This window comes from Rhizobium acaciae (assembly GCF_025941625.1).
GTDB classification, from domain to species: Bacteria; Pseudomonadota; Alphaproteobacteria; order Rhizobiales; family Rhizobiaceae; genus Rhizobium; species Rhizobium acaciae.
Genome location: NZ_JAPCZO010000031.1, coordinates 42,500 through 66,203 on the forward strand (window position 1 = coordinate 42,500; position 23,704 = coordinate 66,203).

The following is a 23,704-nucleotide window of genomic DNA, read 5'->3' on the forward strand; positions in this document are numbered from 1 at the left end:
ATCGGCTGTCAAGCAGCCGCTACAGCGCCGCGCGTCGTTTCAGACGCGCAAAGGACGCTGTAACACTTTTGAAGTGCTGCATAATTTATCCTCAAGTCGATTCCGATTTAAGGAATTATGCAGTGGGGTCAGATCGTCTTGCCGGCCGCATCGAAGACGTGGCAGCGGGCCGGATCGAAGGAAGCCTTCACATTGGCGCCGCGCTCCACCTTCTGCTGGCCGTCGAGCGCGACGGTCAGGAGCTGGTTATCCGGCGTCGTGGTGTAGAGCATGGTGGCGCCGCCGAGATTTTCGACGAGATCGACGTTGATGGTCGAGAGCGTGATTGCGCCTTCGGCCAGCGAAAGATGCTCGGGGCGGATGCCGAAGGTGACCTCCTCTCCCGCCCCGCCTTTCAGCCGGCGCGGCAGGCGGACGGAATTGCCGCAGACATGGATGCTGGTTTCGGTCTCGCCGACCTGCTCGATGCGGGCCTTCAGGAAATTCATCTTCGGGCTGCCGATGAAACCGGCGACGAAGCGGTTGGCCGGGTTGTTGTAGAGATCGAGGGGCGCTCCGACCTGCTCGATACGGCCGGAATTCAACACCACGATCTTATCCGCCATCGTCATGGCTTCGACCTGGTCATGGGTGACATAGATCATCGTATTGCCGAGGCTGCGGTGCAGGCGGGAGATCTCGACGCGCATCTGCACGCGCAGTTCGGCATCGAGGTTCGACAACGGCTCGTCGAACAGGAAGATACGCGGCTCGCGCACGATGGCGCGGCCGATCGCGACACGCTGACGCTGGCCGCCGGAGAGCGCCTTCGGCTTGCGCTCCAAGAGCTTCTCGATCTGCAGGATCTCGGCGGCGCGTTTCACCTTCGGCTCGATCTCGGCCTTCTTGTAACCCGCCGTCTCCAGGCCGAAGGCGAGGTTCTTGTAGACCGACATATGGGGATAGAGCGCATAGGACTGGAAGACCATGGCGATACCGCGCTTGGCAGGCGCCACCTCGTTCATGCGCTCGTTGTCGAGCAGCAGCCCGCCGCCGGTGATCTCCTCGAGACCTGCGATCATGCGCAGCAGGGTGGATTTTCCGCAGCCCGAGGGCCCGACGAAAACGACGAATTCGCCGGGATCGATCGTCAGGTCGATGCCATGGATCACGTCCATCGCGCCGTAGCGCTTCTCGACCTTCTGAAGAACGACACTGGTTGCCATCTTCTCAAAACCCTCTCTTTTATTTTATCCGTTACTTCGTTCTTGCGCGCCAATCGGCGTATTTCGGACTATCGGGACCGACCGGCAGCGGCACGTCGGCGCCGCTGTCGGAAGACTGGTAGATGGCGGTGACGAGTTCCAGCGCGCGGCGGGCGTCCTTTGTCGTCACCGGCAGCGGCGCATGGCCACTCAGGAACGCATGGAACTGGCCCATCTGCGTGGTGAAACGCGGCGCGACCGGCTGCCAGTCGCCAACCACCCTGTCGATTTGCTCCCGCACGTCGTCATTCGCAGCGATGATCTTCCACGGGTCTTTGCCGGGCGTATAGGGCTCGTGGCTGCTTTCGAAAGTGACATTTTCGAAGTGCAGCCTGAGCCGGCTAATCTGTTCCTGCGAACCAAGCGTGCAGGACAGCGAGACAAAGGCGCCGCTTTCCATCAGCAGGCTGGCGGAGGCACAATCCTCGACCTCGATATCGTTGACGCGGGTGGCGACGCGGCCGAAGACCCTGGCCGCCGGGCCCATCAGATGCATCAGCATGTCGTGCAGGTGCAGTGCATGGGTGACCAGCACGCCGCCAAGTTCCGTCGCCCATTTGCCGCGCCAAGGCACGGCGTAATATTCCGGCTTGCGCAGCCAGAAGGTTTCGACCGAAGCGGTATAGGGCTTGCCGGCAATACCGGCGTCGATGATCCGCTTGGCCTTCTGAATGCCGTCGCCGTAGCGGTACTGGAAGATCGGCATCAGCACGCCTTTGGCGGTCTTTTCCGCTTCCATGATGGTATCAACGGCGGCAAGCGAGCCCGTCAGCGGCTTTTCGCAGACAACATGTTTTCCGGCGGCAAGTGCTGCGACCACCTGTTCCAGATGGATGCCGGGAGGGGTGCAGATATCGATGATGTCGATCGTCTCGTCGGCCAGCAATTCCGCAAAAGAGGTGGTGCGCCGTTCGATGCCGAACTCGTCGCCGACCGCTGCCATGCGCTGCTCGTTCAGGTCGCAGATCGCCACGACCTTGAACTTGTCGGAATGCGGCAGGTAACCTTCGACGATATGGGAGCGGCCGATACCGCAGCCAACGATCGCGACTGTCCTGATGCTCATGTCGCTCTTTCCCGTCATCGCCATCAACGCTTCATGCCCGTCGTGGCGATGCCCTCGATCAGCAGGCGCTGGAAGAACAGGAAGAAGAAGAACACCGGCACGAGCGTCAGGGTCGACATGGCGAACAAACCGCCCCAATCCGATGCGCTGGTCGAGTCGACGAAGGTGCGCAGGCCGAGCTGGATCGTATAGGTGTTCATGTCGTTCAGGTAGATCAGCGGACCGAAGAAATCGTCCCAGGTCCAGATGAAGGAGAAGATGGCGGCCGTTGCCAGCACCGGCAGCGACAGCGGCAGCATGATCTTCCAGTAGATGCGCCAAGCGCTGCAGCCGTCCATCATCGCCGCCTCGTCCAATTCGCGCGGAATGCCGCGGAAGAACTGCACCATCAGGAAGATGAAGAAGGCATCGCTTGCCAGGAACTTCGGCACGACAAGCGGCAGGATGGTGTTGACCCAGCCGAGATCGAGAAAGAGCACATATTGCGGGATCAGCGTCACGTGATAGGGGATCATCAACGTGCCGAGCATGATCGCGAACCAGAAATTCCGGCCGGCAAAACGCAGCCGCGCAAAGGCGAAAGCCGTCAGCGAACAGGCAATGACATTGCCCGTCACCACCAGCAGCGAGATGACCAGCGAATTCCAGAAGAACCGGCCAAAGCTGACATCGAGGCCGACCCAACCGCGCGCATAGGAGGAGAAATCGATCGACGACGGGATGAGCGAGGTCGACGAGAAGATCTCGGTTTCCGGCCTGACCGATGCCGAAACCATCCACAACAGCGGATAGAGCATGAGGAGCGAAGCGGCGATCAGCAGGGCGTGGATGATCAGCGACGCCGGCAGGCTACGTTTGGTGATGTCGGATGGCGGCCTGGCCGCAGTGACGGAAGCGGTCATCTCAGTCATCGTAATGCACCCAATAACGCGAGGTCAGGAAGGAGAAGGCGGTGAAGATCGCGATGATCACCACCAGGATCCAGGCGAGCGCCGAGGCATAGCCCATGCGGAAATTGCCGAAGGCTTCCTGATAGAGGTAGAGCGTGTAGAACAGCGTCGAGTTGATCGGACCGCCGGTGCCGCCTGATATGATGAAAGCCGGCGTGAAGGCCTTGAAGGCATCGATCGTCTGGACGACGGCATTGAAAAAGATCACCGGCGTCAGAAGCGGCAGCGTGATCTTGTAGAATTGCCGGAACTTGGAGGCGCCGTCGAGGCTCGCGGCCTCATACATGTCCTGTGGGATCTGACGCAGGCCAGCCAGGAAAATAATCATCGGCGAGCCGAACTGCCAGACGGACAGCGCCACCAGCGTATAGATCGAATAGTTCGGATGCGAGATCCAGCTCGGACCTACGATACCGAAATACGAAAGCGCGGCATTGACGAGGCCATCGCTGGCGAAAAGCTGGCGCCAGAGCACGGCGATCGCCACGCTGCCGCCCAGCAATGACGGCAGATAGAAGATGGCACGATAGACCGACAGCCCGCGCAGGCCGCGGTTCAGGGCCATGGCGACCAGCAAGGCGAAGGTCAGCTTGAACGGCACCGACAAGACGACATAGGTCAGGGTGACATACATGGCGGCCGAGAATTTCGGATCCGCCGTGGCGATGCGCACGTAATTCGCCATTCCCACCCACCGCGGCGACTGAAGCATGTCGAAATCGGTGAAGGAAAGGTAGAGCGAAATCAGGGCCGGCCCGAGCGTCAGCCCGAAAAAGCCGATCAGCCAAGGAAGAAGGAAGAGATAGCCGGGAGCATTGGCATTCCAGAGACGCCTGAAGCGTCCTTCGGCCACGGCCCCCTGATATCTTTCCACATTGATGGCCCCTGCGGGCGTGCGCATCGCATTGCTCATACGGGATCAGCCTCGTGCGAGAATCTGCGTGATTTCAGCGACAAGCTGTTTGCCGCCGTCGGAGGGAGACAGTTGTCCGAAGCCGACCTGTTCGGCGATGTTGCGCAAGGTCAACTCACCTTCGCCGGCGCCGGCCGGCGGTGGCGGCGGCAATTTGCCGGCGAGTTCGCCAAGGCCGCTGACATAGGCCAGCGCAACCTTGCCGTTCTCATCGAGCTTCGCAGCGACGACCTCACGCATGGCTTTCGATTCCGGAATGCCGCGCTCGACATCCAGAAGCAGCGCCGCCTCGGGGTCCTTGACGAAGAAATTGACGTAGTCCACGGCCATATCCACGGCTTTCGACTGGGCGGAGACCGAGAAGAACATCGAAGGCTTGCGGTAGTGGCCTCCCTTCGAATCCGCCTTGACGCGCATGTAGTTGGTCAGCGCCAGCTTGTCCTTGTTCATTTGCTGATAGGCGACGAACTGGTTGGAATGGGCAAAACCGGCGGCCGACTTGCCGAGCGAGACCGTGTTGGTTTCGATATCGTTCTTGTCGAGAGCCTGGATATCGGCGGGAACGCAGGCGCCGGCTGCACGGAACTTGGCCCACATGTCGTACCATTCCGAGGCATCGTCCACCTCGAAGGCGATCTTGCCGTCGGCGGTATAAAGCGCCTTGCCGCGCTGACGCAGCCAGTTTTCGAACAACGGCTCACCGCCGCTGCCGTCGGCCATGCCGAACATGCCCTTGCGTTTGCCTGCCTTGGTGATCTCCGCACCGATGCGGCCGAATTCTTCCCAGGTGGTTGCCTGGGTCGGCAGATCGACGCCCGCCTCCTTGAAGGCCGTGGTGTTCAGGACCGTGGCCGCCGAATTCGCGCCCAGGCTGACGCCATAGAGATGACCGTCGACGCTGCCGCCTTCGATCTGCGCCTTGTCGAAATCGTCGAGGTTGAGCTTGGCCGGCATATAGGATTCGAGCGGGGCGAGCGCGCCGCGCCGCGCATATTGGACGATATAGCGATAGTCCATCTGGATGACATCGGGCGCGTTGCGGCCGGCCACCTGGGTCGCGAGGCGCGGCCAGTAGTCGCCCCAGCCGAGGAATTCGCCGGTGATTGACGTGCCCGGTTTCTTCGACTGATAGAGCTGCGATACCTTGTTGGTGCGGTCGGCGCGCGGCTGCGAGCCCCACCACAGGAGACGCAGTCGCGTTTCCTGTGCCAAAGCGCTGGTTCCCAGCGCCGAGAGCGAGAGAAGCGAGGCGCCTCCCGCAACGAAATTACGTCTGCTTACACGGAATGTCATTTCTTTTCCTCCTCCAAAGGGAAGCGCCTCCACACGCTTCCGAAACCTAGTTACCCTTGCATAAATAACTAATTGGTTACAAGCTACGGGCAAAGCGGCGAGCGTGTCAAGCGGTGTCGCTCGCGGGGCTTTCAAATTCGGTTTTTACAATTTCGCACCGAAGGCTTATGAGCGCAACATGTGAGACGGAGGTGGAGAGATGAACGACAGCGGGGGGAATGGGGAAAAGAAAAGGTCTCGGCGTCCATCTACCGAACGGACGGCCCAACGCGATCCGGAGCGGACACGCGCTGCTATCCTTGACGCGGCAACCCGGGAATTTGCCGAAAACGGCATGGGCGGGGCTCGTGTCGACGCCATCGCCGAGCGCGCCGGCACCAACAAGCGCATGCTCTATCATTATTTCGGCGACAAGGAGCAGCTCTACCTCAGAGTGCTCGAAGAGGCCTATGTCGGCATCCGCACCGCCGAACGCGCGCTGCATATCGGCGACCGCAGCCCCGAGGAAGGCATCAGCGAACTGGCGCTCTTCACCTGGCGTTATTTTCTCCAGCATCCGGAATTCCTCAGCCTGCTCGGCACGGAGAATCTGCATCGGGCCCGCTGGCTGCGCCAGTCCGTCCGGCTCAAGGAACTGCATTCGCATCTGATCGGCGAGCTTTCGGACGTGCTCGAGCAGGGAAAGAAGCAGGGGGTCTTCATCGAGACCGCCGATCCCCTGCATGTCTACCTGACGATCGCCTCGCTCGGTTATTTCTATCTGTCCAACCAGTACACGCTTTCGACGATCTTCGGCCGCGACCTGATGGAGCCGACCCATCTCAATGCCTGGGAAAGGCATATCGTCCACGTCACGCTCGCCTCGATCAAGCGCTGAATTTCGAAAATCGGAATTGACTATTGACAGCCGCGTTGCTCTTCTGCCATCAAGTAACTGTTTAGTTACCGGCTCGGGAGGACCGGACGAGGATGCCCGCTCCCGCCGCAAAAATCTGCTGGGAGGAAAAAATGGCACGCTTGGGGATCATCTTGCACGGCGTCACCGGTCGCATGGGTTACAATCAGCACCTGGTGCGCTCGATTCTCGCCTTCCGCGACCAGGGCGGCATCACGCTGAAATCGGGTAAGAAACTCGAGATCGACCCGATCATCGTCGGCCGCAATGGCGCCAAGATGGAGGAACTGGCGAAAAAGCATAACATCAAGCGCTGGTCGACCGATCTCGATGCCGCGCTCGCCAATCCCGACGACACGATCTTCTTCGATGCCGGCACGACGCTGATGCGCGCCGAACTTCTGTCCAAGGCGCTCGACGCCGGCAAGCATGTCTATTGCGAAAAGCCGATCTCCGACGATCTGCAGGTGGCACTCGATCTTGCCCGCAAGGCACGCCGCTCCGGCCTCAAACATGGCGTCGTGCAGGACAAGCTCTTCCTGCCCGGCCTGCGCAAGCTGGCGCTGCTCAGGGATTCCGGCTTCTTCGGCAAGATCCTCTCGGTGCGCGGCGAATTCGGCTACTGGGTTTTCGAAGGCGATTGGGGCGTGCCGGCCCAGCGCCCCTCCTGGAACTACCGCAAGGGCGACGGCGGCGGCATCATCCTCGACATGCTCTGCCACTGGCGCTACGTGCTCGACAATCTGTTCGGCGAAGTCAAAGCCGTATCCTGCCTCGGTGCTACGCATATTCCGCGCCGCATCGACGAGCAGGGCAAGCCCTATGACTGCGACACCGACGATGCGGCCTATGCGACCTTCGAGCTCGAAGGCGGCGTGATCGCCCAGGTGAATTCCTCCTGGGCCGTCCGCGTCCGCCGCGACGACCTCGTCACCTTCCAGGTCGACGGCACGCATGGTTCGGCCGTCGCCGGTCTGACGAAATGCTGGAGCCAGCACCGCGTCAACACGCCGAAACCGGTCTGGAACCCGGACCAGCCACAGACGATCGACTTCTACAAGACCTGGGACGAGGTTCCCGATACGCAGGCCTTCGACAACGGTTTCAAGGCGCAGTGGGAAATGTTCATCCGCCATGTCGTCGAAGACGCACCCTGGCCCTATGGCCTGGAAGCCGGCGCCAAGGGTGTGCAGCTTGCCGAACTCGGCCTGAAATCCTGGGCCGAGCGTCGCTGGCTCGACGTTCCCGCACTGGAGTTCTGAGCCGTGACGACGATCAATCTCCCTCTCGACGGCAAGATCGTTCCCTACACGCTGACCGGCACACCGATCGCGCTCGTCAAGCGCGACGCCAAGGCCTTTCCACGCATCGCCTTCGCCGCCGCCCATGTCGTCGCCGACCCGCTCGCCGACAACGATCCGTGGTTGACGCCGGCGATCGATTGGGAGCGGACGCTCGCCTTCCGCCATCGGCTCTGGGATCTCGGCCTCGGCGTTGCCGAAGCGATGGATACGGCGCAGCGCGGCATGGTCCTCGGCTGGCCGGAAGCGCGCGACCTGATCCGCCGGGCGCTCAGTGAGGCGGCCGGCCGCAAGGACGCGCTGATCGCCTGCGGCGCCGGCACCGACCATCTGACGCCGGGACCCGACGTCACCGTCGACACAATCCTCAGGGCCTATGAGGAGCAGATCGAAACCGTGGAGGCGGCCGGCGGCCGCATCATCCTGATGGCGAGCCGGGCGCTTGCCGCCGCCGCCAAAGGGCCGGACGACTATATCCGCGTCTATGACCGGATCCTTCGCCAGGTCAAGGAACCCGTCATCATCCATTGGCTCGGCGAAATGTTCGATCCGGCGCTCGAAGGTTATTGGGGCAACGGTGATCATATCCAAGCCATGTCCACCTGCCTCGAGGTGATCGAGGCCCATGCCGACAAGGTCGACGGCATCAAGATCTCGCTGCTCTCCAAGGAGAAGGAAGTGGCGATGCGCCGCCGGCTGCCGAAAGGCGTGCGCATGTATACCGGCGACGATTTCAACTATGCCGAACTGATCGCCGGCGACGAAGAGGGCCATTCCGACGCACTGCTCGGCATTTTCGATGCGATCGCTCCGGCTGCCTCGGCAGCCCTCGAAGCGCTCGGCCGCAAGAGCAACCATGAATTCTTCGATCTGCTGGAGCCGACCGTGCCGCTGTCGCGCCACATCTTCAAGGCGCCGACCCGCTTCTACAAGACCGGCGTCGTCTTCCTCGCCTATCTCAACGGCCTGCAGGACCATTTCGTCATGGTCGGCGGCCAGCAGAGCACCCGCTCGCTGACGCATCTGGCCGAACTCTTCCGCCTGGCCGACAAGGCCCGGGTTCTCGCCGATCCGGAACTCGCAACGGCGCGCATGAAACAGGTGCTTGCCGTCCACGGCGTCAACTGAAACACGCGGAACGGGAGGAGAATGACATGCAGGTCGAAGGACTTTCGATCAACCTGGCGACGATCCGCGAGCAATGCGGCTTCGCCGAGGCCGTCGATATCTGCCTGAAACACGGCGTCACCGCGATCGCCCCCTGGCGCGACCAGGTCGCCAAGGTCGGTCTCGACGAGGCGGTGCGTATCGTCAAATCGAACGGCATCAAGCTGACCGGCCTTTGCCGCGGCGGCTTCTTCCCGGCGGCGAACGATGCCGACTGGCAGAAAAACCTCGACGACAACAGGCGGGCCATCGATGAGGCGGCAGCATTTTCCGCCGATTGCCTCGTGCTCGTCGTGGGCGGTCTGCCTGACAGTTCGAAGGACATCGTCGCCGCGCGCCGAATGGTGTTCGACGGCATTGCTGCCGTTTTGCCGCATGCGCAGGCTGCCGGCGTGAAGCTCGCCATCGAACCGCTGCATCCGATGTATGCCGCCGACCGTGCCTGCGTGAACACGCTCGGTCAGGCGCTCGATATGTGCGAGCAGCTCGGCGAGGAGGTCGGCGTTGCGGTCGATGTCTATCATGTCTGGTGGGACCCCGATCTTGCCAACCAGATCGCCCGCGCCGGGCGCATGAAACGCATCTTTGCCCATCACATCTGCGACTGGCTGGTGCCGACAAAGGACATGCTGCTCGACCGCGGCATGATGGGCGATGGTGTGATCGACCTCAAAGGCATAAGACGGATGGTGGAGGCCGCCGGTTTCTTCGGCGCTCAGGAGGTGGAGATCTTTTCGGCCGAAAACTGGTGGAAACGCCCGGCCGACGAAGTGATCGCCACCTGCGTCGAGCGCTTCAGGAGCTGCTGCCAGGCCTGATTTTCATTAAAAGTTTCATCACGCATGCAGGAGGATCATCCGATGGAGAAACGTCGTTTTGCCCTGATCGGCACGGGAAACCGCGGCACCACCATGTGGGGCAAGGATCTGCTTGCCGGCTGGCGCGAACATGTCGACCTGACCGCGATCGTCGAGAAGAATTCGCTGCGCGGCGAGCGCGCCCGCAACATGATCGGCAGCAATGCGCCGCTCTACGAAAACATCGATTCGATGCTTGCTGAGCAGAAGCCGGATCTCGTCATCGTCTGTACGCCAGATCATACGCATGACGATATCGTCGTGCGGGCGCTGGAGTCCGGCATCGACGTCATTACCGAAAAGCCAATGACGACCTCGGTCGAAAAGATTCGCCGGATTCTGGATGCCGAAAAGCGCACCGGTCGCCGGGTCGATGTGTCCTTCAACTATCGCTACGCGCCGACGGCTGCGAAGATCAAGGAATTGCTGAATGCCGGCGAGATCGGCCGGGTCACCTCAGTCGATTTTCATTGGTATCTGAACACCAAGCACGGCGCCGACTACTTCCGCCGCTGGCATGCCTATACGGAAAATTCCGGCAGCCTGTTCGTCCACAAGGCGACGCATCATTTCGATCTGCTGAACTGGTACCTCGACAGCGATCCCGAGGCCGTCACCTCCTTCGCCGACCTGCAGAATTACGGCCGCAAGGGCCCGTTCCGCGGCCCACGCTGCAAGCTCTGTCCGCACGCGCATGAATGCGACTACTATCTCGATCTCGAGGCCGATCCCTTCCTCGATTCGCTTTACGAGGATCCCTCGAAGCTCGACGGCTACTTCCGAGACGGCTGCGTCTTCCGCGAGGACATCGACATTCCCGATACGATGGTGGTGTCCCTCCGTTACCGCAACAATGTCCACGTCTCCTATTCGCTGAACACCTTCCAGCCGATCGAAGGCCATCACCTTGCCTTCAACGGCACCAAAGGGCGGATCGAGCTTCGCCAGTATGAAGCCCAGCCCTGGGAAGAGCCGAAGGAAGACATGATCCTCCTCATCCGCAATTTCCCTGATGGTAAGGAGGCGGTGGAGCGCATCGTCGTTCCGCATTTCACCGGCGGCCATTACGGCGGCGACGACCGGATGCGCAACATGATCTTCAAGCCCGAAATGGAAGACAAGCTTGCGCAACGCGCCGGCACGCGGGCGGGCGCCATGTCGGTGCTTTGCGGTATTGCCGCGCTGGAGAGCTCACGCACCGGCAAGGTAGTCAACATTGCCGATCTCATGCCCGAACTTGCCAATGATGGTTCGCCAAATTCGCTGAGGACGTCGCGCTGATACCCATCGCTTAGAGGCGCGTGACGCGGCTCTAAGCGATGTTTTCGAGATTTGCCTGGTGGATCTGGTAAAGCAGCGGCTTGCCGTTCACGAAGCGCTCTATCTCATCCACCGCCATCTCGCCGAGGCGCGCCCGTTCCAGCCCGATGGCGCCGGCAATATGCGGCGTCAGAAAGACGTTCGGCAGATCGTAGAAAGCAGAACCTGCCTCCGGGATTTCCGGATCGGTGACATCGAGGACCGCGTCGATGCGACCGGTCTTCAGCACCGAAAGCAGGGCGGCCTCATCGATGAGAATGCCGCGCGCCGTGTTGATGAGCGTCGCGCCGTCCTTCATCAGCGACAGCCTTTGCGCATCGATCATATGCTGTGTCGACGGCAGCGACGGCGCATGCAGGGAAACGATATCCGATTGCCGCATCAATTCGTCGAGATCGATCTTTTCTGTTCCCAGGCCGGCTGCCTCGGCGGCATCGAGCGTCGGATCGGAGAGCAGCAGTCTATAGTCAAAGGGTCTCAAGTGCTCGATCACGCGCCGGCCGATGCGCGAAGCGCCGACGATGCCAACGGTGCGACGGTAGTTTCCGATCGCTTCACGCTGCATCAAATGTGTCCGGTTGCGGTTTCGGTCGGCAACGTAGAGATCGCGGAAACGGAAGACGCGCTTGCCGGCGAAAATGATCGCCGCCAGCGTGAATTCGGCCACCGGCACGGCGTTGGCCTCGGCTGCATGGCTGACCGGGATACCGGCTTCGAAGATGGCGTCGTCGATGACGCCCTTTACCGTGCCCGCCGCATGGACGATGAACTTGAGATGCGGCGCCGCGGCGGGAATTTCAGGCCCGACATAGGGCCCGCCCCAGCCGGTGATCAGGATTTCAGCCTCGGCCAGCAGACGTTTCGCACGCTCGTCGTCGAAGCGCTGCAGCGGCTTTGAATCCAGCAGGCGACCGATGCCGCCCAGCCGGCGCAGAACCTCATCCGGCAGGACATGCTGCGTGCGCGACGGTTGCATGGCAAGGATAATGGCCGGCTGGCTCATGGCATCTGTCCGGGCGCTTCGATGGCGCTGACTGTCACGCCCCTTTCCCTCACCAGGGCCTCCAGTGCTGCAATCTCAGGCGCTTTCGGCGGTCTCGTCCAGGCAGACGAGAGGGCGGCGGGCTCGTCAAGCGCCAGCACTGCCGTCACCAGGATGGTTTCACCGGCCGGAATCTGCCCGCGCAGCTGCGGCACCAGGGTTTTCGCGACGATCACATTGGTGTTGGGCATTGCCTTCTGGACGAGGCCCGAACGTTTGACCGAAGAGCCGAGATCGAGAATGCCGGTGAAATCGGCTTCGCCGACCGCATAGGCAATCCCACCCGAAGCGGACAGCGTATCCAGCTCGAAGTCCCGGCGGCCGATGGCAAAGCCGCCTTCGGCAATCCGCAGCGGCCGGCTTGTCCTGATCCTATGGAGGCGGATATGCCAGGGTGCGGCGGGCACGAGCCAGGTTTCGACGTCGACATCGGCAAAAGGCGACCATTTCGCAAACAGCACCTCGCCTGCGATCTTGGCTTCCTCGTTCGTTTCGCGCACGCGGTAGTGCAGGCCGTCATCGCTGAAGGCAAGCGCTGAATCGAAGGCGGCAAGCGCAAAGGCACGCTCATCGGCCTCGACGCTGAAGCCGTAGCGGGCGGAATAGGCGAACTTCGCGTATTTTTCCGTGCCGCACCGCATCTGCAGGTTTTCCTGGCCGGAAGACAGCGCCACGACATCGCCGCCCGCCCGCATGATCACCATGCCGGGATGACGCTGGGAGACGATCTCAGGTGCTTGCTCCGGCACTTTTTCCTTCGCCGTCCAGAATGGGTGATCCTCAGCGATCGCCAGCGGCAGGAAGGCCTTGAAGGCCCAGTAGGGCGAGCCGGCGGAATTGTAACTCTCCGACATCAGCAGGTTCGGATAGCCGAAACCGATCGACAGCACGCCGTCGCGATCGGCAATCGGCTTATCCTTCCACCAGCGCAGATGCTGCAGGCAGAGATGCTTGACCTCGCCCCAGGGCAGAGCCTCGACATCGGCAAAGGCGAGCGCCGACCAGAAGCCGGCACAGGCAAAGCGATAGGTCAGGCTGCGGCCGAAGGGGATCGTCGCCCCGTCAGCGGCAAACCAGTGCCGGAAATCCCGGGCGAAGAGGACCGCGCGCTCGCGGTAGCGCTTTGCATAGTCGTCGTCGACGAGCTTCGAATAGATCAGGCCATAGAAATGCATGGCGAAGGGAATGTAGTGGTCGATGCGGCGGACGTTTCCGTCACGATACCAGCCGTCGCCGATATAAAAGCCTTCGAGCTCCTCAAGATATTGCCGCGTCAGGCTGCGGTCGAAATCGGCGCCGAGACGATCGAGCGCGATATCGACGAAGATCCGGAAGAATTTCCAATTGTTGTCGGCATAGTCGAACTGCCGGGCATGCTTGAGATAGGCGACGACATTGCCGCGGGCACGCGCATCGAGCGGCTCCCAGATCTTTTCGGGCACCAGCGCCAGGGCAAAACCGAGAGCGGCAAGCTCGACCATCCGCTGATCGCGGCCATTGACCGTTCCCCAATATTCCGGATGGGCGGGATCGGTGCCGTTTGCGAGGCCCTCGGCAAAACGATGCCAATGGGCGAAGCCGCCATTGCCGGCGCCAAGCGGCGCCAATCCCCAGAGCGGGCGGGCGAACCCTTCGAGATCGGCCGCTGCCCGGTCGAAATGGGCGCCGCCGCCATTGAGGGTGACGCGGGCATTGCCCTTCGAGAAACAGGCAAGCAGCGGATCGAAGAGCGCAAGCAGGGCGCGGCTCATATCGGCGCGGGTTTCCAGCGGATTGCCTGCGAGCGGGTTGGCGCTGGCGGGATCATAGGTCATCGGTATCACTCACGGGTTCGAGAGCATGATGCCGAAAAGTGTCAGCGGTTTTCGGACGACATCATGCTCTAACTTTTTAATTTAGAACAGGATTCAGATTTTAGGCCCTGGCCTAAATCATCCTGTTCTAGGCGTTCGGAACGGTCCCTCCGGGAATGGGAACGACCGCCTGGCAGATGTGGCGCGCGGATGCCGTCCTGTTGCGGAAACGCGACAGCATCAACGAAACGGCTTCGCGCCCGAGGGCGGCGCGGTCGACACGCATGGTGGACAGCGCAGGATTGGTCATCAGCGCGCAGGGCAGATCGTCGAAGCCGACAATCGCGAAATCCTCCGGCACACGCAGTCCGGCCTCGGTGACGGCCTCGAGCACGCCGACGGCAATGAAATCATTCATGCAGAAGGCGGCGGTAAAACCGGCATTCTCGGCAAGTACTTCTGTCGTACGTTCATGCGCCTCCCGGCTGGCGCTGCCTTGAAGAGCCAGGGATACGAGACGGCCCTCGGCGCCGGCGACGGCGGCGATGGCCGCCTCGAAACCGCGCACGCGCTCCCGGATCGTATGGCGGTGAGAGCCGCTCAGATGCAGGATACGACGATGGCCGGCCTTTATCAGCCGGCTGGTCGCCTCATAGGCGCCAAAGAAATTAGCCGGAGAAACGCCATCGAACTGCATCCTCGGATCGGTGCCGTTGACAAGAACGGTGGGGGTCATGCTGGCTTGCAGCCAGTCGCGCAACATCTCGTTCGGATCGATACCGACGAGAAAGAGACCTTCAGCGCCTGCGGTCTGCATATAATCGCGCACTGCATCCGGGGTGGTTCGATCCTCGCGGACCAGCCGGACTTCGAAGGGCATGCCCGCTTCGGCAGCGCCGGCGCGCAGGCCGTCGACGATCGCTTCATAAAAGACGCTGAGGGTGCCGGTGACGCCGTCGCTGGCAATCAGCGCCAGCCCGCCCGCAACGGCTTCGGAAGCAGGCTTGACGGGATAGCCGTTCTCGGCTGCCACTTTCAATATCTGGCGGCGCACGCTTTCGCTGATACCGGGTTCGTTGGCGAGCACGCGTGATACCGTGGAGACCGAGACGCCGGCCAATGTGGCTATATCGGCCTGACGCGGCCGTCTGATTTTTTGGTCGTTCATAGGGCAAGCATCATGCAAATAATGCAAATTTGCAAGAAAATGATTACTTCTTGCAAAGAATATTTTTTTGCGTAGTCTATTTGCTGAAATGCCCTGCCAACGCCATTGGAGGATGGCAGCGGGCATATGGGGACAAGGAGGATATCATGCAGGTCAATCGCCGTTCATTCCTGATGGGTTCAGCCGGTGCGGCCGCCGGCCTCGCCTTCGGTGCCGGAAGCGCCATTCCGGCCTTTGCCGAAGACGCACAGCTACGTGCCATGTGGTGGGGTTCCAACGATCGCGCCAAGCGCACACTTGACGTCGCCAAGCTCTATCAGTCCAAGACGCCCGGCGTCACGATCGTCGGTGAATCGCTTTCGGGCGACGGCTACTGGACAAAGCTCGCAACGCAGATGGCCGGCCGCTCGATCGCCGACATCTTCCAGCTCGAGCCAGGAACCATCTCGGACTATTCCAAGCGCGGCGCCTGCATGCCGCTCGATGAATTCGTCCCCTCGACGCTGCAGGTCGACAGCTTCGGCGCCGACATGCTGAAACTGACCACCATCGACGGTAAGCTCTATGGTGTTGGCCTCGGCCTCAACTCCTTCTCGATGTTCTTCGACACAGTCGAGTTCGAAAAGGCAGGCATCCCGGTGCCGACCCCCGACCTCACCTGGGATGAGTATGCCAAGCTCGCCGTAGAACTCGCCAAGTCCTCCGGCAAGAGCGGCGGCCCCTATGCGGCACGCTACGCCTATGTGTTCGATGCCTGGCTGCGCCAGCGCGGCAAGAGCCTCTTTGCGAGGGAAAGCGTTGGGCTGGGCTTCACGGCCGACGATGCCAGGGAATGGTTCGACTACTGGGAGAAGCTGCGCAAGGCGGGTGGCACTGTTGCCGCCGACGTGCAGACGCTCGATCAGAACACCATCGACACCAATGCGCTTGGTCTCGGCAAGTCGGTGATCGGCATGGCCTATTCAAACCAGATGATCGGCTATCAGCTGATCATCAAGAACAAGCTCGGCATCACCATGCTGCCGCGAGAGAAAAAGGGCGGCCCGTCGGGCCACTATTACCGTCCCGCACTGATCTGGAGTGTCGGCGCCACGACGAAGAACGGCGAAGCGGCCGCGAAATTCATCGACTTCTTCGTCAACGATATCGAAGCCGGCAAGATTCTCGGCGTCGAGCGCGGCGTGCCGATGTCGCCGACCGTGCGCGAAGCCATCCTGCCGCAGCTTAACCCGACGGAGCAGGAGACCGTCAAATACGTGAACCTGCTCAAGGATCAGGTCGGCGACTATCCGCCACCAGTGCCGATGGGCGCAACCCAGTTCGACCAGCGCGTGCTGCGCCCGATTTGCGACGAACTCGCCTTCGAACGGGTCTCGCCCGCCGATGCGGCAACACGGCTCATCGAAGAGGGTAAGGCAACGATCAAGGGATGATCGGTCGCCGGACGTGAGAGGAGAGGCCCGCAACACCCCGGCGGGCCTTTCTCTTTTCTGGCTATCAGTTGGCCAGACTTTTGACCACGCGCCAGTCCGGCCGGCCGAGATCGAAGGGCCAAGCGTGCACATCCCGATCGTTGAAATAAACGACTTCCTGCAGATTCGGAAAGGCGCTCTGCTTCAAGGTGGCCGTTTCGATCCACGACTTCATATAGGTGTCGCCGCCTTCATAGCCGAGTTCCGCCACCCAGATGGGCTTGCCGTAGCCGGCGACGAGATCATATCCCTGCTTCAGTGCTTCCGAGAAGGTCCGGTGCTCATTGTAAGCAAGCTCGTCGTAGCGCTGCAGACCGAAGACCGAGAGCCCAACGAGGTCGACATAATCGTCGCCGGGATAATAGGCCTGGAGGCCAGGCTCTCCCTTCGGCGACCACATGAGCTCGGTGCCAGGCGCCTCCTGGCGGACGATGTCCATCATCCGCTTGTAGGCCGTGATATAGTCCTGCGGGCTCCAGCCGGACCATGAAAACCGCCCCGACTTATCTTCCATCTCTTGTCCCCAGCGGACGATCACCGGGCTTTTCAGCTGGGATATCATCTGCGCGATCGAACGCATGTTGACATCATAATCACCGCGCAGAACCTTTGCGCGAAGCTCCGCGGAGGTCAGCCGCCAATCGACGTCCCAGGACCATGGCTCCACGGTGATCAGCAGGTTGCGGCCTCTGGCCTGCGCATAGGCATCGGCGACGCGCAACGTCTCGAGGTCGACGTCCTCCCAGGGCAGGAACAGGGCTTCGGTCGCGACATTCGCCTGGGCGCCGAAATCGCCGTGCGGATCGTAGGCACCGAACTTGATGCCCTCGGCATGAAGCACGGGGCGCTTGTCGATGATCGTCCGCACGGCCGCCGCCGGGTTCGGGGCAATGCCGGCATATTGCACTTCGCTTCGGCCCGGCAGATCCGCGACACACAGTAGCAGCAGCGCTATTGCGGCGGTCGAGAGGTTTTTTTCATCAGCTTCTTCATGGCTCACCCTCCTTTTCGGGTTATTTCCTGGCTCAGTAGGATCTGCTTCAGTTCGCTTGCCTTCGCGCTCACGGTATCCGTGGGAACAAGCTTCTGAAATTCATCACCCTGACGCACCGATGCGTGGCGGAAGACGTACCATTCGCCGTTCGGCTGGCGCCGCTGGTAGATCGTGTTGCCGATCTTGCGATGTCCGAAACAGGTGCTGGCGCGGGCCGCGCCCTCGGCATTCGTCCAGGTGGCGCGCATGCAGAGCTGGCCGAGATCGTCGACCACCCATCTGCCTTCGGCGAAGGACGGCTGCCCCTTGTCGTTGCTCCAGGCGACGAACCGCCGGCCGCCATCGAAGAAACGGCCGCCGCCGGTGTTCCAGGTCCAGGTCTTGTCGCCGTAGATCCGATAGAGTTCATAGGCGCTGAGAGGCGTCGGCGCCTTCGTTTTGGCAACCTCGGCGCCGTGCGTTGCCACCGGCAGGCACAGGCTGAGAGCAAGCGCTGCTCCCCATAGTCTCGATCCGATACTCATTACATCCTCCATACTCGACACTTGCCGGTTCCGTCGGCTCACGCACCCTGTTCATCTCGGCCGGTTCTGCCGAAACCATTCCATCTCAGGTGGAATTTCACGATCCTGGTCTTGCCGCCGCCGAGGCCGGCGCCGGCCACGGCAAATTGCGTTTCGGTGAAACTGACAAACGTCTGGCCGTGCGAAAGAGCTTCGAGGCCGCGCAGGCCGTGGCTCCCCGCCTGCGTGCCGCCGGCGACGAAGATCGCAAGCCCGGTGGCTGTCGCAAGCCACAGCCCGCGCGATTGCGGCAGCAGCGGCAGATCGTTTTCGACCGCATGGCGAACGACGATCAGCACCGTCAGCGACAGGTAGACCGAGAGGTTCATCATGGCGAAAACATAAAAACCCTGGGCGGCCGCGGCGTCGGTCGCAAACATCATTGCCGCGGCGGAAAGGCCGGCGAGCCCGATATAGGGCGCGATGACGCGCAGCGGCAAAGACCGCTGCTGCTGCCTTCCCTTCGGCGTGATGCGGAAATCGACGAAGGAGCCGCAGATATAGTCGCGAACAGCGGCAAGACTGCCGGCCAGCGACCACGGCCAGCGCAGAAAGATGAAGGCAAGCCCTTCCCAGCCGAGCAATTTCGCATTGTGCGGCCTGAAGGTTGCCGTTGCCCGCCAGAAGAAGGCAAACAGCGTCAGCACGATCGACATCGGCACGAAATGCAGCAGGAAATCCGGATATGTGACATTGACGAAGACACGGCCCGTCAGCAGCGCGGCAACCGGCAGCAGGAGCATCATGGCCATGAAGGCGGAAAAGAGCGGGTACCAGAGCTGCGAGAACACGAACTGGAACCTCAGCCGCCAGGGCAGGTGCATGATGTGGCGGCGGGAATGTTGCAACAGGATGGTGACCAGGCTGCGCGACCACTGGAATTCCTGGACGACGAGGTCGGTGAAATTCGCCGGTCCGTCGCCATGCGCGATCGCATCGACGGCATGCACGCCACCCCAGCCGCCGGCATTCATCATCAGCGTCGTCGAATGGTCTTCCGCAAGTTCCGGGCCGAGGCCGCCGATCTGACGAAGGGCGGCGGTGCGAACCGCATAATGGGAGCCGATGCAAAGTGGCGCCCAGCCATTATTGTAACCCGTCTGCAGCGAACCGTGCAGGCTTGCCTCCGCATAGAGCCTGCCACGCGCCGCCCAGCTTGTCCCGGCATTGGCATCGCAAATGCTCGGAGCGGAGACATAGCCGATCTCGGGATCGGCAAAGGGCCGCAGAACTTCACGCAGGTAGCTCGGAGTCGGCACATGGTCGGCATCGAACTGGGCGACGAAATCGTAGCGCGCATAGCCGAAATGGTCGTAGAAATAGGCGAGGTTGCCTTCCTTGCAACGCGTCCGGCGCGGCCAAGTGGTGCGATGATACTCCGCCACACCTTTTCGGGTGGAGATCAGCACGCCGTGCGCCGCACACCAGCGCCTGGTTTCCTCCGAAGGGTCCTCGTCGGCGAGCCAGACATCGAAATCGACGCCGATCTGGTCGAGCATCGCCTGCAGCGTGGTGCGGACGACGGCAAAGGGCTCGGACGGCACCTTGGTGACGACCATAGCCACCCGCCCTTCCGGCAGTCCTGGGCGAGGGCTGACCGTCTTCGCATCGAGGAAGATCAGAATGAAATAGGCCGGCACCAGCGTGATCCAGGCAAGCACGAGGGTGATGAGCACGAAGGCGGCCCAGGAAATGATATGGGCGGACTGGCACCACCAGATCCAGAAATAGCCGAGTGCTGCCAGCCAGCAGAGAATGCCGAAGCCATAGGCGACACGGTTCCAGCCGGTGAAAACAGGATCGAATGCATCAGCCGCGGTAGCGGCTTTCGCAATCCCGACGCCGTGGCCGATTTGCGAAGCGTCGCTCATGCCGTCATCTCCAGTCCGAAGGTGGGACCGGCGGTGCGGATGATCGTATCGATATCCGAGAAAACCGGCGCGAAGCCGAGTTCCGCTTTCGCCCTTGCGGTATTGGCAAAGAGGATCGGCGGATCGCCGGCGCGGCGGGAGCGATAACGCACAGGGACTTCGCGACCGCTGGCGCGATGGATCGCCTCGAGAATCTCGCGCACCGAGGTGCCCCGGCCGGAGCCGAGATTGACGCTGAGCGAGCCGCCGTCCGACATCAGATGATTGACGGCGGCGAGATGCGCCTGCGCGAGATCGCTGACATGAATATAATCGCGAACACAGGTTCCGTCCTCGGTCGCATAATCGGTGCCGAAAATATCGAGCCGCTCCAGCCTGCCGGCGGCGGCGAGAAGAGCGCGCGGGATGAGATGGGTCTCGGGTTGATGGCGCTCGGCGAGCTCGCCATCTGGATCGGCTCCAGCCGCATTGAAATAACGCAGTGCGGCAAAGCGGATGCCGTAGGCAGCGGCAAAATCCTCGAGCGCCATTTCGAAGATCAGCTTAGTGCGTCCATACGGATTGACCGGATGCTGCGGGCTTTCCTCCCGTATCGGCAGCGAGGCGGGGACGCCATAGGTGGCGCAACTGCTCGAAAAGACGATCCGGTCGATATCCTGGTCGAGGCAGGCCTCCAGCAGTGTCAGACTGCCGACGACGTTGTTCCGGTAATATTTTCTCGGCATCTCGACGGATTCGCCGACATAGGCATTGGCACCGCAATGGATGACGCAATCGGGCGAAAACTCCGCAAGGGTCCGGCGCAGCGCGGCTGCGTCGGCAAGTTCCGCCCGGATGAGCGGCCCCCAGCGGACGCTGTCGGCGTGTCCCGTCGAGAGATTATCGTAGGTAACCGGGATCATGCCGGCGCGCGACAGCGCTTTGCAGATATGACTGCCTATGAAACCGGCGCCGCCGGTGACGAGGATGTAGCGGGGCATCTCATGCGACCTCCGCCTTCTCTGTGCCGGCGAGCAGCCCGTCGAAATACTCGACGGTGCGAGCCAGGCCGGTTTCGAGCCCGATGCGGGGCTGCCAGTTCAGTTCGGCCATGGCCCGGGAAATATCCGGCCGCCGCTGACGGGGGTCGTCGGTGACCGCCGGCAGGTGCACGATCCGGGAACGCGAGTTCGTCAGGTCCCGGATGATTTCCGCCAGGCGTCGAACGGTCATTTCGGTTGGATTGCCGAGGTTGATCGGGCCGTTGCAGGCGCTGCCGGCGGCCGAAAAACGCAGGAAACCCTCGATGAGATCGTCGACATAGCAGAAGGAACGGGTCTGCTGGCCATCGCCATAGATCGTCAGATCCGCGTTGCGCAGGGCCTGCACGATGAAATTGGAAACCACCCGCCCGTCGTCCAGGCGCATGCGCGGTCCATAGGTGTTGAAGATGCGGCCGACCTTGATGTCGACGCCATAAGTCCTGTGATAGTCGAAAAACAGGGTTTCGGCGCTGCGCTTGCCCTCGTCGTAGCAGCCGCGCGGTCCGATCTGGTTGACATTGCCGCAATAGGATTCGTGCTGCGGGCTGTGGATCGGGTCGCCATAAACCTCAGACGTCGACGACTGGACGACGACCGCGCCGGTCTTTCGTGCGCAATCCAGGGTATTGACGGCGCCGAGCACGTTGGTGAGCAGCGTCCCCACGGGATCCCGCTGATAGTCGGGCGGGGAGGCCGGAGAGGCGAAATTGAAGATAAGCGACGCTTCGATGTCGAAGGGCTGGCGAACATCATGCTCGACGATGTGGAAGCGCGTGTTCGACGCAAGATGATCGACATTCGCACGGCGGCCGGTGGAAAAATTATCGAGGCATATGACACGGTGGCCGCGCTGCAAAAGCCTTTCGCAGAGATGTGAACCGAGGAAGCCTCCCCCGCCATTCACAAGAACGGTGCGCAACGTTTGCGCTACCGGTATGCCTGACGCTTCAGAATAGCCTTCGTTGGGAACGAAACTACGCATTACAAACTCCTTCCCATGTATTTAGTCTTTTGATTTATTTATGCACCTCAAGTCTTCCTTATCTGCTCGAATGTTCGTGAGTCTCCCTATAAAGCCGTGAATAACTTTGTAGTTATTCTTTGGATAACTGAACTACTACTCAAATGATAAGACGATTAGCGTGAAGGTCAACTTTAAAAATTCCAAGTATCCAAAATAATTACACAAGTATTCTTCAAGGTAACAAATGATTAATCACACTTAACCCTTCTCTGCCACAGTGCTTTCACCCGCCGCTCAAGCTCCACTCAATGCAGCCAATATAAAAGGGAAGGCGGGAGATTGGCCGCGCTCAACTGCACCGCCGGTCTTGCATCCGGAAGCGCCATATGCGAGGGGTTTTGGCCATGTTAGAAAAACAAGATACAACGCAGCTGAAAGGCCGCCGTTTCCGCTTGGCGATGTTCGTCTGGGGAATGGCGCTTGTTGCGATCGGACCAACGGCTTGCGCGGTCGTTGATGACGATATCGCGATCGTCGCGAAAAAGAACATCGTCGTGGTCGAGGCGCCGCGCGTTTCCCAGGCCTATGCCTATCCGGCAAATCGCGTCGGGCGCGCGGCTGCAGCAACGGTCCGCACGGTAGCCTATCACGGCTCGGCGCCTTATATCTGCTCTCCAAGCGGCTTCGGACAGAAGTCGCGCTGCTTTGCACGCCCCCCAATCTGAAGCAAAAGCGTCAGATCAATTGCGCCAGCGGCCCGACATATCGTCTTCACCGGCCGGATGCTCATTGAAGAAACGGGATGCAGCTTCCGTGCGGTTTCGGACGTTCATCTTCTTGTAGATGTTGCGGACGTGAACCTTCACGGTATTTTCGGAAAGATGCAGCTTGTCGGCGATGATCTTGTTCTGCGTGCCCTTGCATATGAGATCCAGGATCTGAACCTCACGGGTGGTCAAAGCGGAGATGCTGTCGCGTCTCAGCTTGAGCGCATTGCTTCGGGCCGCATCGACCGATTTTGTCTGATAGAGCGAAGGCTCCAGCTGGGCGTTTTTGTTGGTGAGGCGATTGAGAAGTGCTGACGGAAAATGTTCGCCGCCCTTCATCAGCAGATCCACTGCAGCCATGAAGACATCCAGCCGCAGGTTGAGTGGCAGGACGCCATCGATGATCCGCGCTTCTACCAGCCGGCTGACATAGGGCTCGAGCATGTCGATCGCTTCGACGACAAGTCCGATCGAGGTTTCAGGGTGGTTTTCGCGGGCAGCCTGCAGCGCTTCGTGAAGCTCCGGGCCGGGTATATGATAGAATAAAACGAGTTTCATATCGCTGGCATCTTTTTCCAGCATCGGCTTTGTACTCGTTATGCTTGCCACTTCACAGTTCGGAAATTTCTTTGCCAGTGCTTCTACCATGCATTCGGAAAACAGATCCGCCTTGGCCACCACTAGTATAGTATCTCCGGACGAACCCAACTTCCTCCCCTGGTCCGCATTCTCCATTCCTGAGCCTGTCATGAACATATACGCCTCCCCTAGCGTTACACTTTACTCAACTTGGCGCGATGGTGGGTATTAGATAGTAAGAAATGCCGACCCCAAATGTCATCGCTTTATTTTTTAGACATTTCTTAATTATGTTAATACGGATTGAGAAGGAAGGAAATGGCCCAAAGTGATTAGTTTTAGCGGGCGAAAAACGATACGATACAAAGCTTTGGTTGTATTTTCACCGCAATAGATACTTCAAGGATATATTTGCTCCGACTATAAATGATCAGTTGAATGTAATATTTCAGTACAAATTGTC

Annotated in this window: 20 protein-coding genes and 1 pseudogene; 7 read left to right on the forward strand and 14 right to left on the reverse strand. The window is 60.7% G+C overall.

The annotated features are described in order from the left end of the window. Positions 1–128: 128 nt before the first annotated feature. From OLZ32_RS34020 to OLZ32_RS34040, 5 genes are read right to left on the reverse strand one after another with little or no spacing between them, the layout of a single operon-like run. Positions 129–1,205 (reverse strand): ABC transporter ATP-binding protein, encoded by a 1,077-nt coding sequence (locus tag OLZ32_RS34020; protein ID WP_003544263.1) that lies wholly within the window; start codon positions 1,203–1,205, stop codon positions 129–131. A gap of 31 nt (positions 1,206–1,236) precedes the next feature. Continuing rightward, positions 1,237–2,334, reverse strand: a complete 1,098-nt coding sequence (locus tag OLZ32_RS34025) for a Gfo/Idh/MocA family protein (RefSeq protein WP_264424722.1) — start codon at positions 2,332–2,334, stop codon at positions 1,237–1,239. Beyond that, positions 2,334–3,221, reverse strand: coding sequence for a carbohydrate ABC transporter permease (locus tag OLZ32_RS34030; RefSeq protein ID WP_003544261.1), 888 nt, complete (start codon positions 3,219–3,221; stop codon positions 2,334–2,336). The genes OLZ32_RS34025 and OLZ32_RS34030 overlap by 1 nt, the downstream gene beginning before the upstream one ends. Then, positions 3,214–4,173, reverse strand: a complete 960-nt coding sequence (locus tag OLZ32_RS34035; RefSeq protein ID WP_003544260.1) for a carbohydrate ABC transporter permease — start codon at positions 4,171–4,173, stop codon at positions 3,214–3,216. The genes OLZ32_RS34030 and OLZ32_RS34035 overlap by 8 nt, the downstream gene beginning before the upstream one ends. 6 nt (positions 4,174–4,179) lie before the next feature. Further along, positions 4,180–5,466: an ABC transporter substrate-binding protein gene (locus tag OLZ32_RS34040; protein ID WP_017989909.1), complete on the reverse strand. Its 1,287-nt coding sequence runs from the start codon at positions 5,464–5,466 to the stop codon at positions 4,180–4,182. 199 nt (positions 5,467–5,665) lie between these two features. On the opposite strand from OLZ32_RS34040, the gene OLZ32_RS34045 reads away from it, so the two are divergent. The 5 genes from OLZ32_RS34045 to OLZ32_RS34065 all read left to right on the forward strand — a co-directional run bounded on the left by OLZ32_RS34045 (position 5,666) and on the right by OLZ32_RS34065 (position 10,967). Beyond that, the gene (locus tag OLZ32_RS34045; protein ID WP_017989908.1) at positions 5,666–6,343 is read left to right on the forward strand and encodes a TetR/AcrR family transcriptional regulator; all 678 of its coding nucleotides are present in this window, start codon (positions 5,666–5,668) and stop codon (positions 6,341–6,343) included. Between the two features lie 131 nt (positions 6,344–6,474). Further along, a complete protein-coding gene (locus tag OLZ32_RS34050) occupies positions 6,475–7,623 on the forward strand; it encodes a Gfo/Idh/MocA family protein (RefSeq protein WP_017989907.1) in 1,149 nt (382 codons plus the stop codon). A 3-nt stretch (positions 7,624–7,626) separates the two neighbouring features. Continuing rightward, the gene (locus OLZ32_RS34055) at positions 7,627–8,790 is read left to right on the forward strand and encodes a dihydrodipicolinate synthase family protein (RefSeq protein ID WP_264424724.1); all 1,164 of its coding nucleotides are present in this window, start codon (positions 7,627–7,629) and stop codon (positions 8,788–8,790) included. Positions 8,791–8,816: 26 nt separating this feature from the next. After that, a complete protein-coding gene (locus OLZ32_RS34060; RefSeq protein WP_264424726.1) occupies positions 8,817–9,647 on the forward strand; it encodes a sugar phosphate isomerase/epimerase family protein in 831 nt (276 codons plus the stop codon). A 42-nt stretch (positions 9,648–9,689) separates the two neighbouring features. After that, positions 9,690–10,967 carry a Gfo/Idh/MocA family protein gene (locus OLZ32_RS34065; RefSeq protein WP_264424728.1) on the forward strand — a complete coding sequence of 426 codons (1,278 nt, stop codon included), beginning with the start codon at positions 9,690–9,692 and terminating at the stop codon, positions 10,965–10,967. A 31-nt stretch (positions 10,968–10,998) separates the two neighbouring features. On the opposite strand, the gene OLZ32_RS34070 is transcribed toward OLZ32_RS34065, so the two are convergent. The 3 genes from OLZ32_RS34070 to OLZ32_RS34080 all read right to left on the reverse strand — a co-directional run bounded on the left by OLZ32_RS34070 (position 10,999) and on the right by OLZ32_RS34080 (position 15,009). Continuing rightward, the gene (locus OLZ32_RS34070; RefSeq protein ID WP_017989903.1) at positions 10,999–12,009 is read right to left on the reverse strand and encodes a hydroxyacid dehydrogenase; all 1,011 of its coding nucleotides are present in this window, start codon (positions 12,007–12,009) and stop codon (positions 10,999–11,001) included. Continuing rightward, positions 12,006–13,862: a DUF2264 domain-containing protein gene (locus OLZ32_RS34075; protein WP_264424730.1), complete on the reverse strand. Its 1,857-nt coding sequence runs from the start codon at positions 13,860–13,862 to the stop codon at positions 12,006–12,008. The genes OLZ32_RS34070 and OLZ32_RS34075 overlap by 4 nt, the downstream gene beginning before the upstream one ends. 127 nt (positions 13,863–13,989) lie before the next feature. Beyond that, on the reverse strand, positions 13,990–15,009 hold the full coding sequence (locus tag OLZ32_RS34080; RefSeq protein ID WP_264424733.1) for a LacI family DNA-binding transcriptional regulator: 1,020 nt from the start codon (positions 15,007–15,009) through the stop codon (positions 13,990–13,992). Between the two features lie 146 nt (positions 15,010–15,155). On the opposite strand from OLZ32_RS34080, the gene OLZ32_RS34085 reads away from it, so the two are divergent. Continuing rightward, positions 15,156–16,442 (forward strand): ABC transporter substrate-binding protein, encoded by a 1,287-nt coding sequence (locus OLZ32_RS34085; RefSeq protein WP_017989899.1) that lies wholly within the window; start codon positions 15,156–15,158, stop codon positions 16,440–16,442. 64 nt (positions 16,443–16,506) lie between these two features. On the opposite strand, the pseudogene OLZ32_RS34090 reads toward OLZ32_RS34085, so the two are convergent. The 5 genes and pseudogenes from OLZ32_RS34090 to OLZ32_RS34110 all read right to left on the reverse strand — a co-directional run bounded on the left by OLZ32_RS34090 (position 16,507) and on the right by OLZ32_RS34110 (position 21,913). Then, positions 16,507–17,474: pseudogene (locus OLZ32_RS34090) on the reverse strand (glycoside hydrolase family 26 protein). A 3-nt stretch (positions 17,475–17,477) separates the two neighbouring features. Further along, entirely contained in the window at positions 17,478–17,999 is a 522-nt protein-coding gene (locus OLZ32_RS34095) for a DUF995 domain-containing protein (RefSeq protein ID WP_264424737.1), read from the reverse strand. A gap of 38 nt (positions 18,000–18,037) precedes the next feature. Continuing rightward, on the reverse strand, positions 18,038–19,909 hold the full coding sequence (locus tag OLZ32_RS34100) for a glycosyltransferase family 2 protein (protein ID WP_264424738.1): 1,872 nt from the start codon (positions 19,907–19,909) through the stop codon (positions 18,038–18,040). After that, positions 19,906–20,889, reverse strand: coding sequence for a UDP-glucose 4-epimerase GalE (gene galE, locus OLZ32_RS34105; RefSeq protein ID WP_264398721.1), 984 nt, complete (start codon positions 20,887–20,889; stop codon positions 19,906–19,908). Before galE ends, OLZ32_RS34100 begins: the two co-directional genes overlap by 4 nt. Before the next feature lies 1 nt (position 20,890). After that, a complete protein-coding gene (locus tag OLZ32_RS34110) occupies positions 20,891–21,913 on the reverse strand; it encodes a UDP-glucuronic acid decarboxylase family protein (protein WP_264424740.1) in 1,023 nt (340 codons plus the stop codon). A 386-nt stretch (positions 21,914–22,299) separates the two neighbouring features. On the opposite strand from OLZ32_RS34110, the gene OLZ32_RS34115 reads away from it, so the two are divergent. Next, positions 22,300–22,620: a hypothetical protein gene (locus tag OLZ32_RS34115; RefSeq protein WP_264424742.1), complete on the forward strand. Its 321-nt coding sequence runs from the start codon at positions 22,300–22,302 to the stop codon at positions 22,618–22,620. Positions 22,621–22,635: 15 nt separating this feature from the next. Here OLZ32_RS34115 and OLZ32_RS34120 read toward each other — a convergent pair whose 3' ends face one another. After that, the gene (locus tag OLZ32_RS34120) at positions 22,636–23,418 is read right to left on the reverse strand and encodes a helix-turn-helix transcriptional regulator (protein WP_003544222.1); all 783 of its coding nucleotides are present in this window, start codon (positions 23,416–23,418) and stop codon (positions 22,636–22,638) included. Positions 23,419–23,704 lie beyond the last annotated feature (286 nt).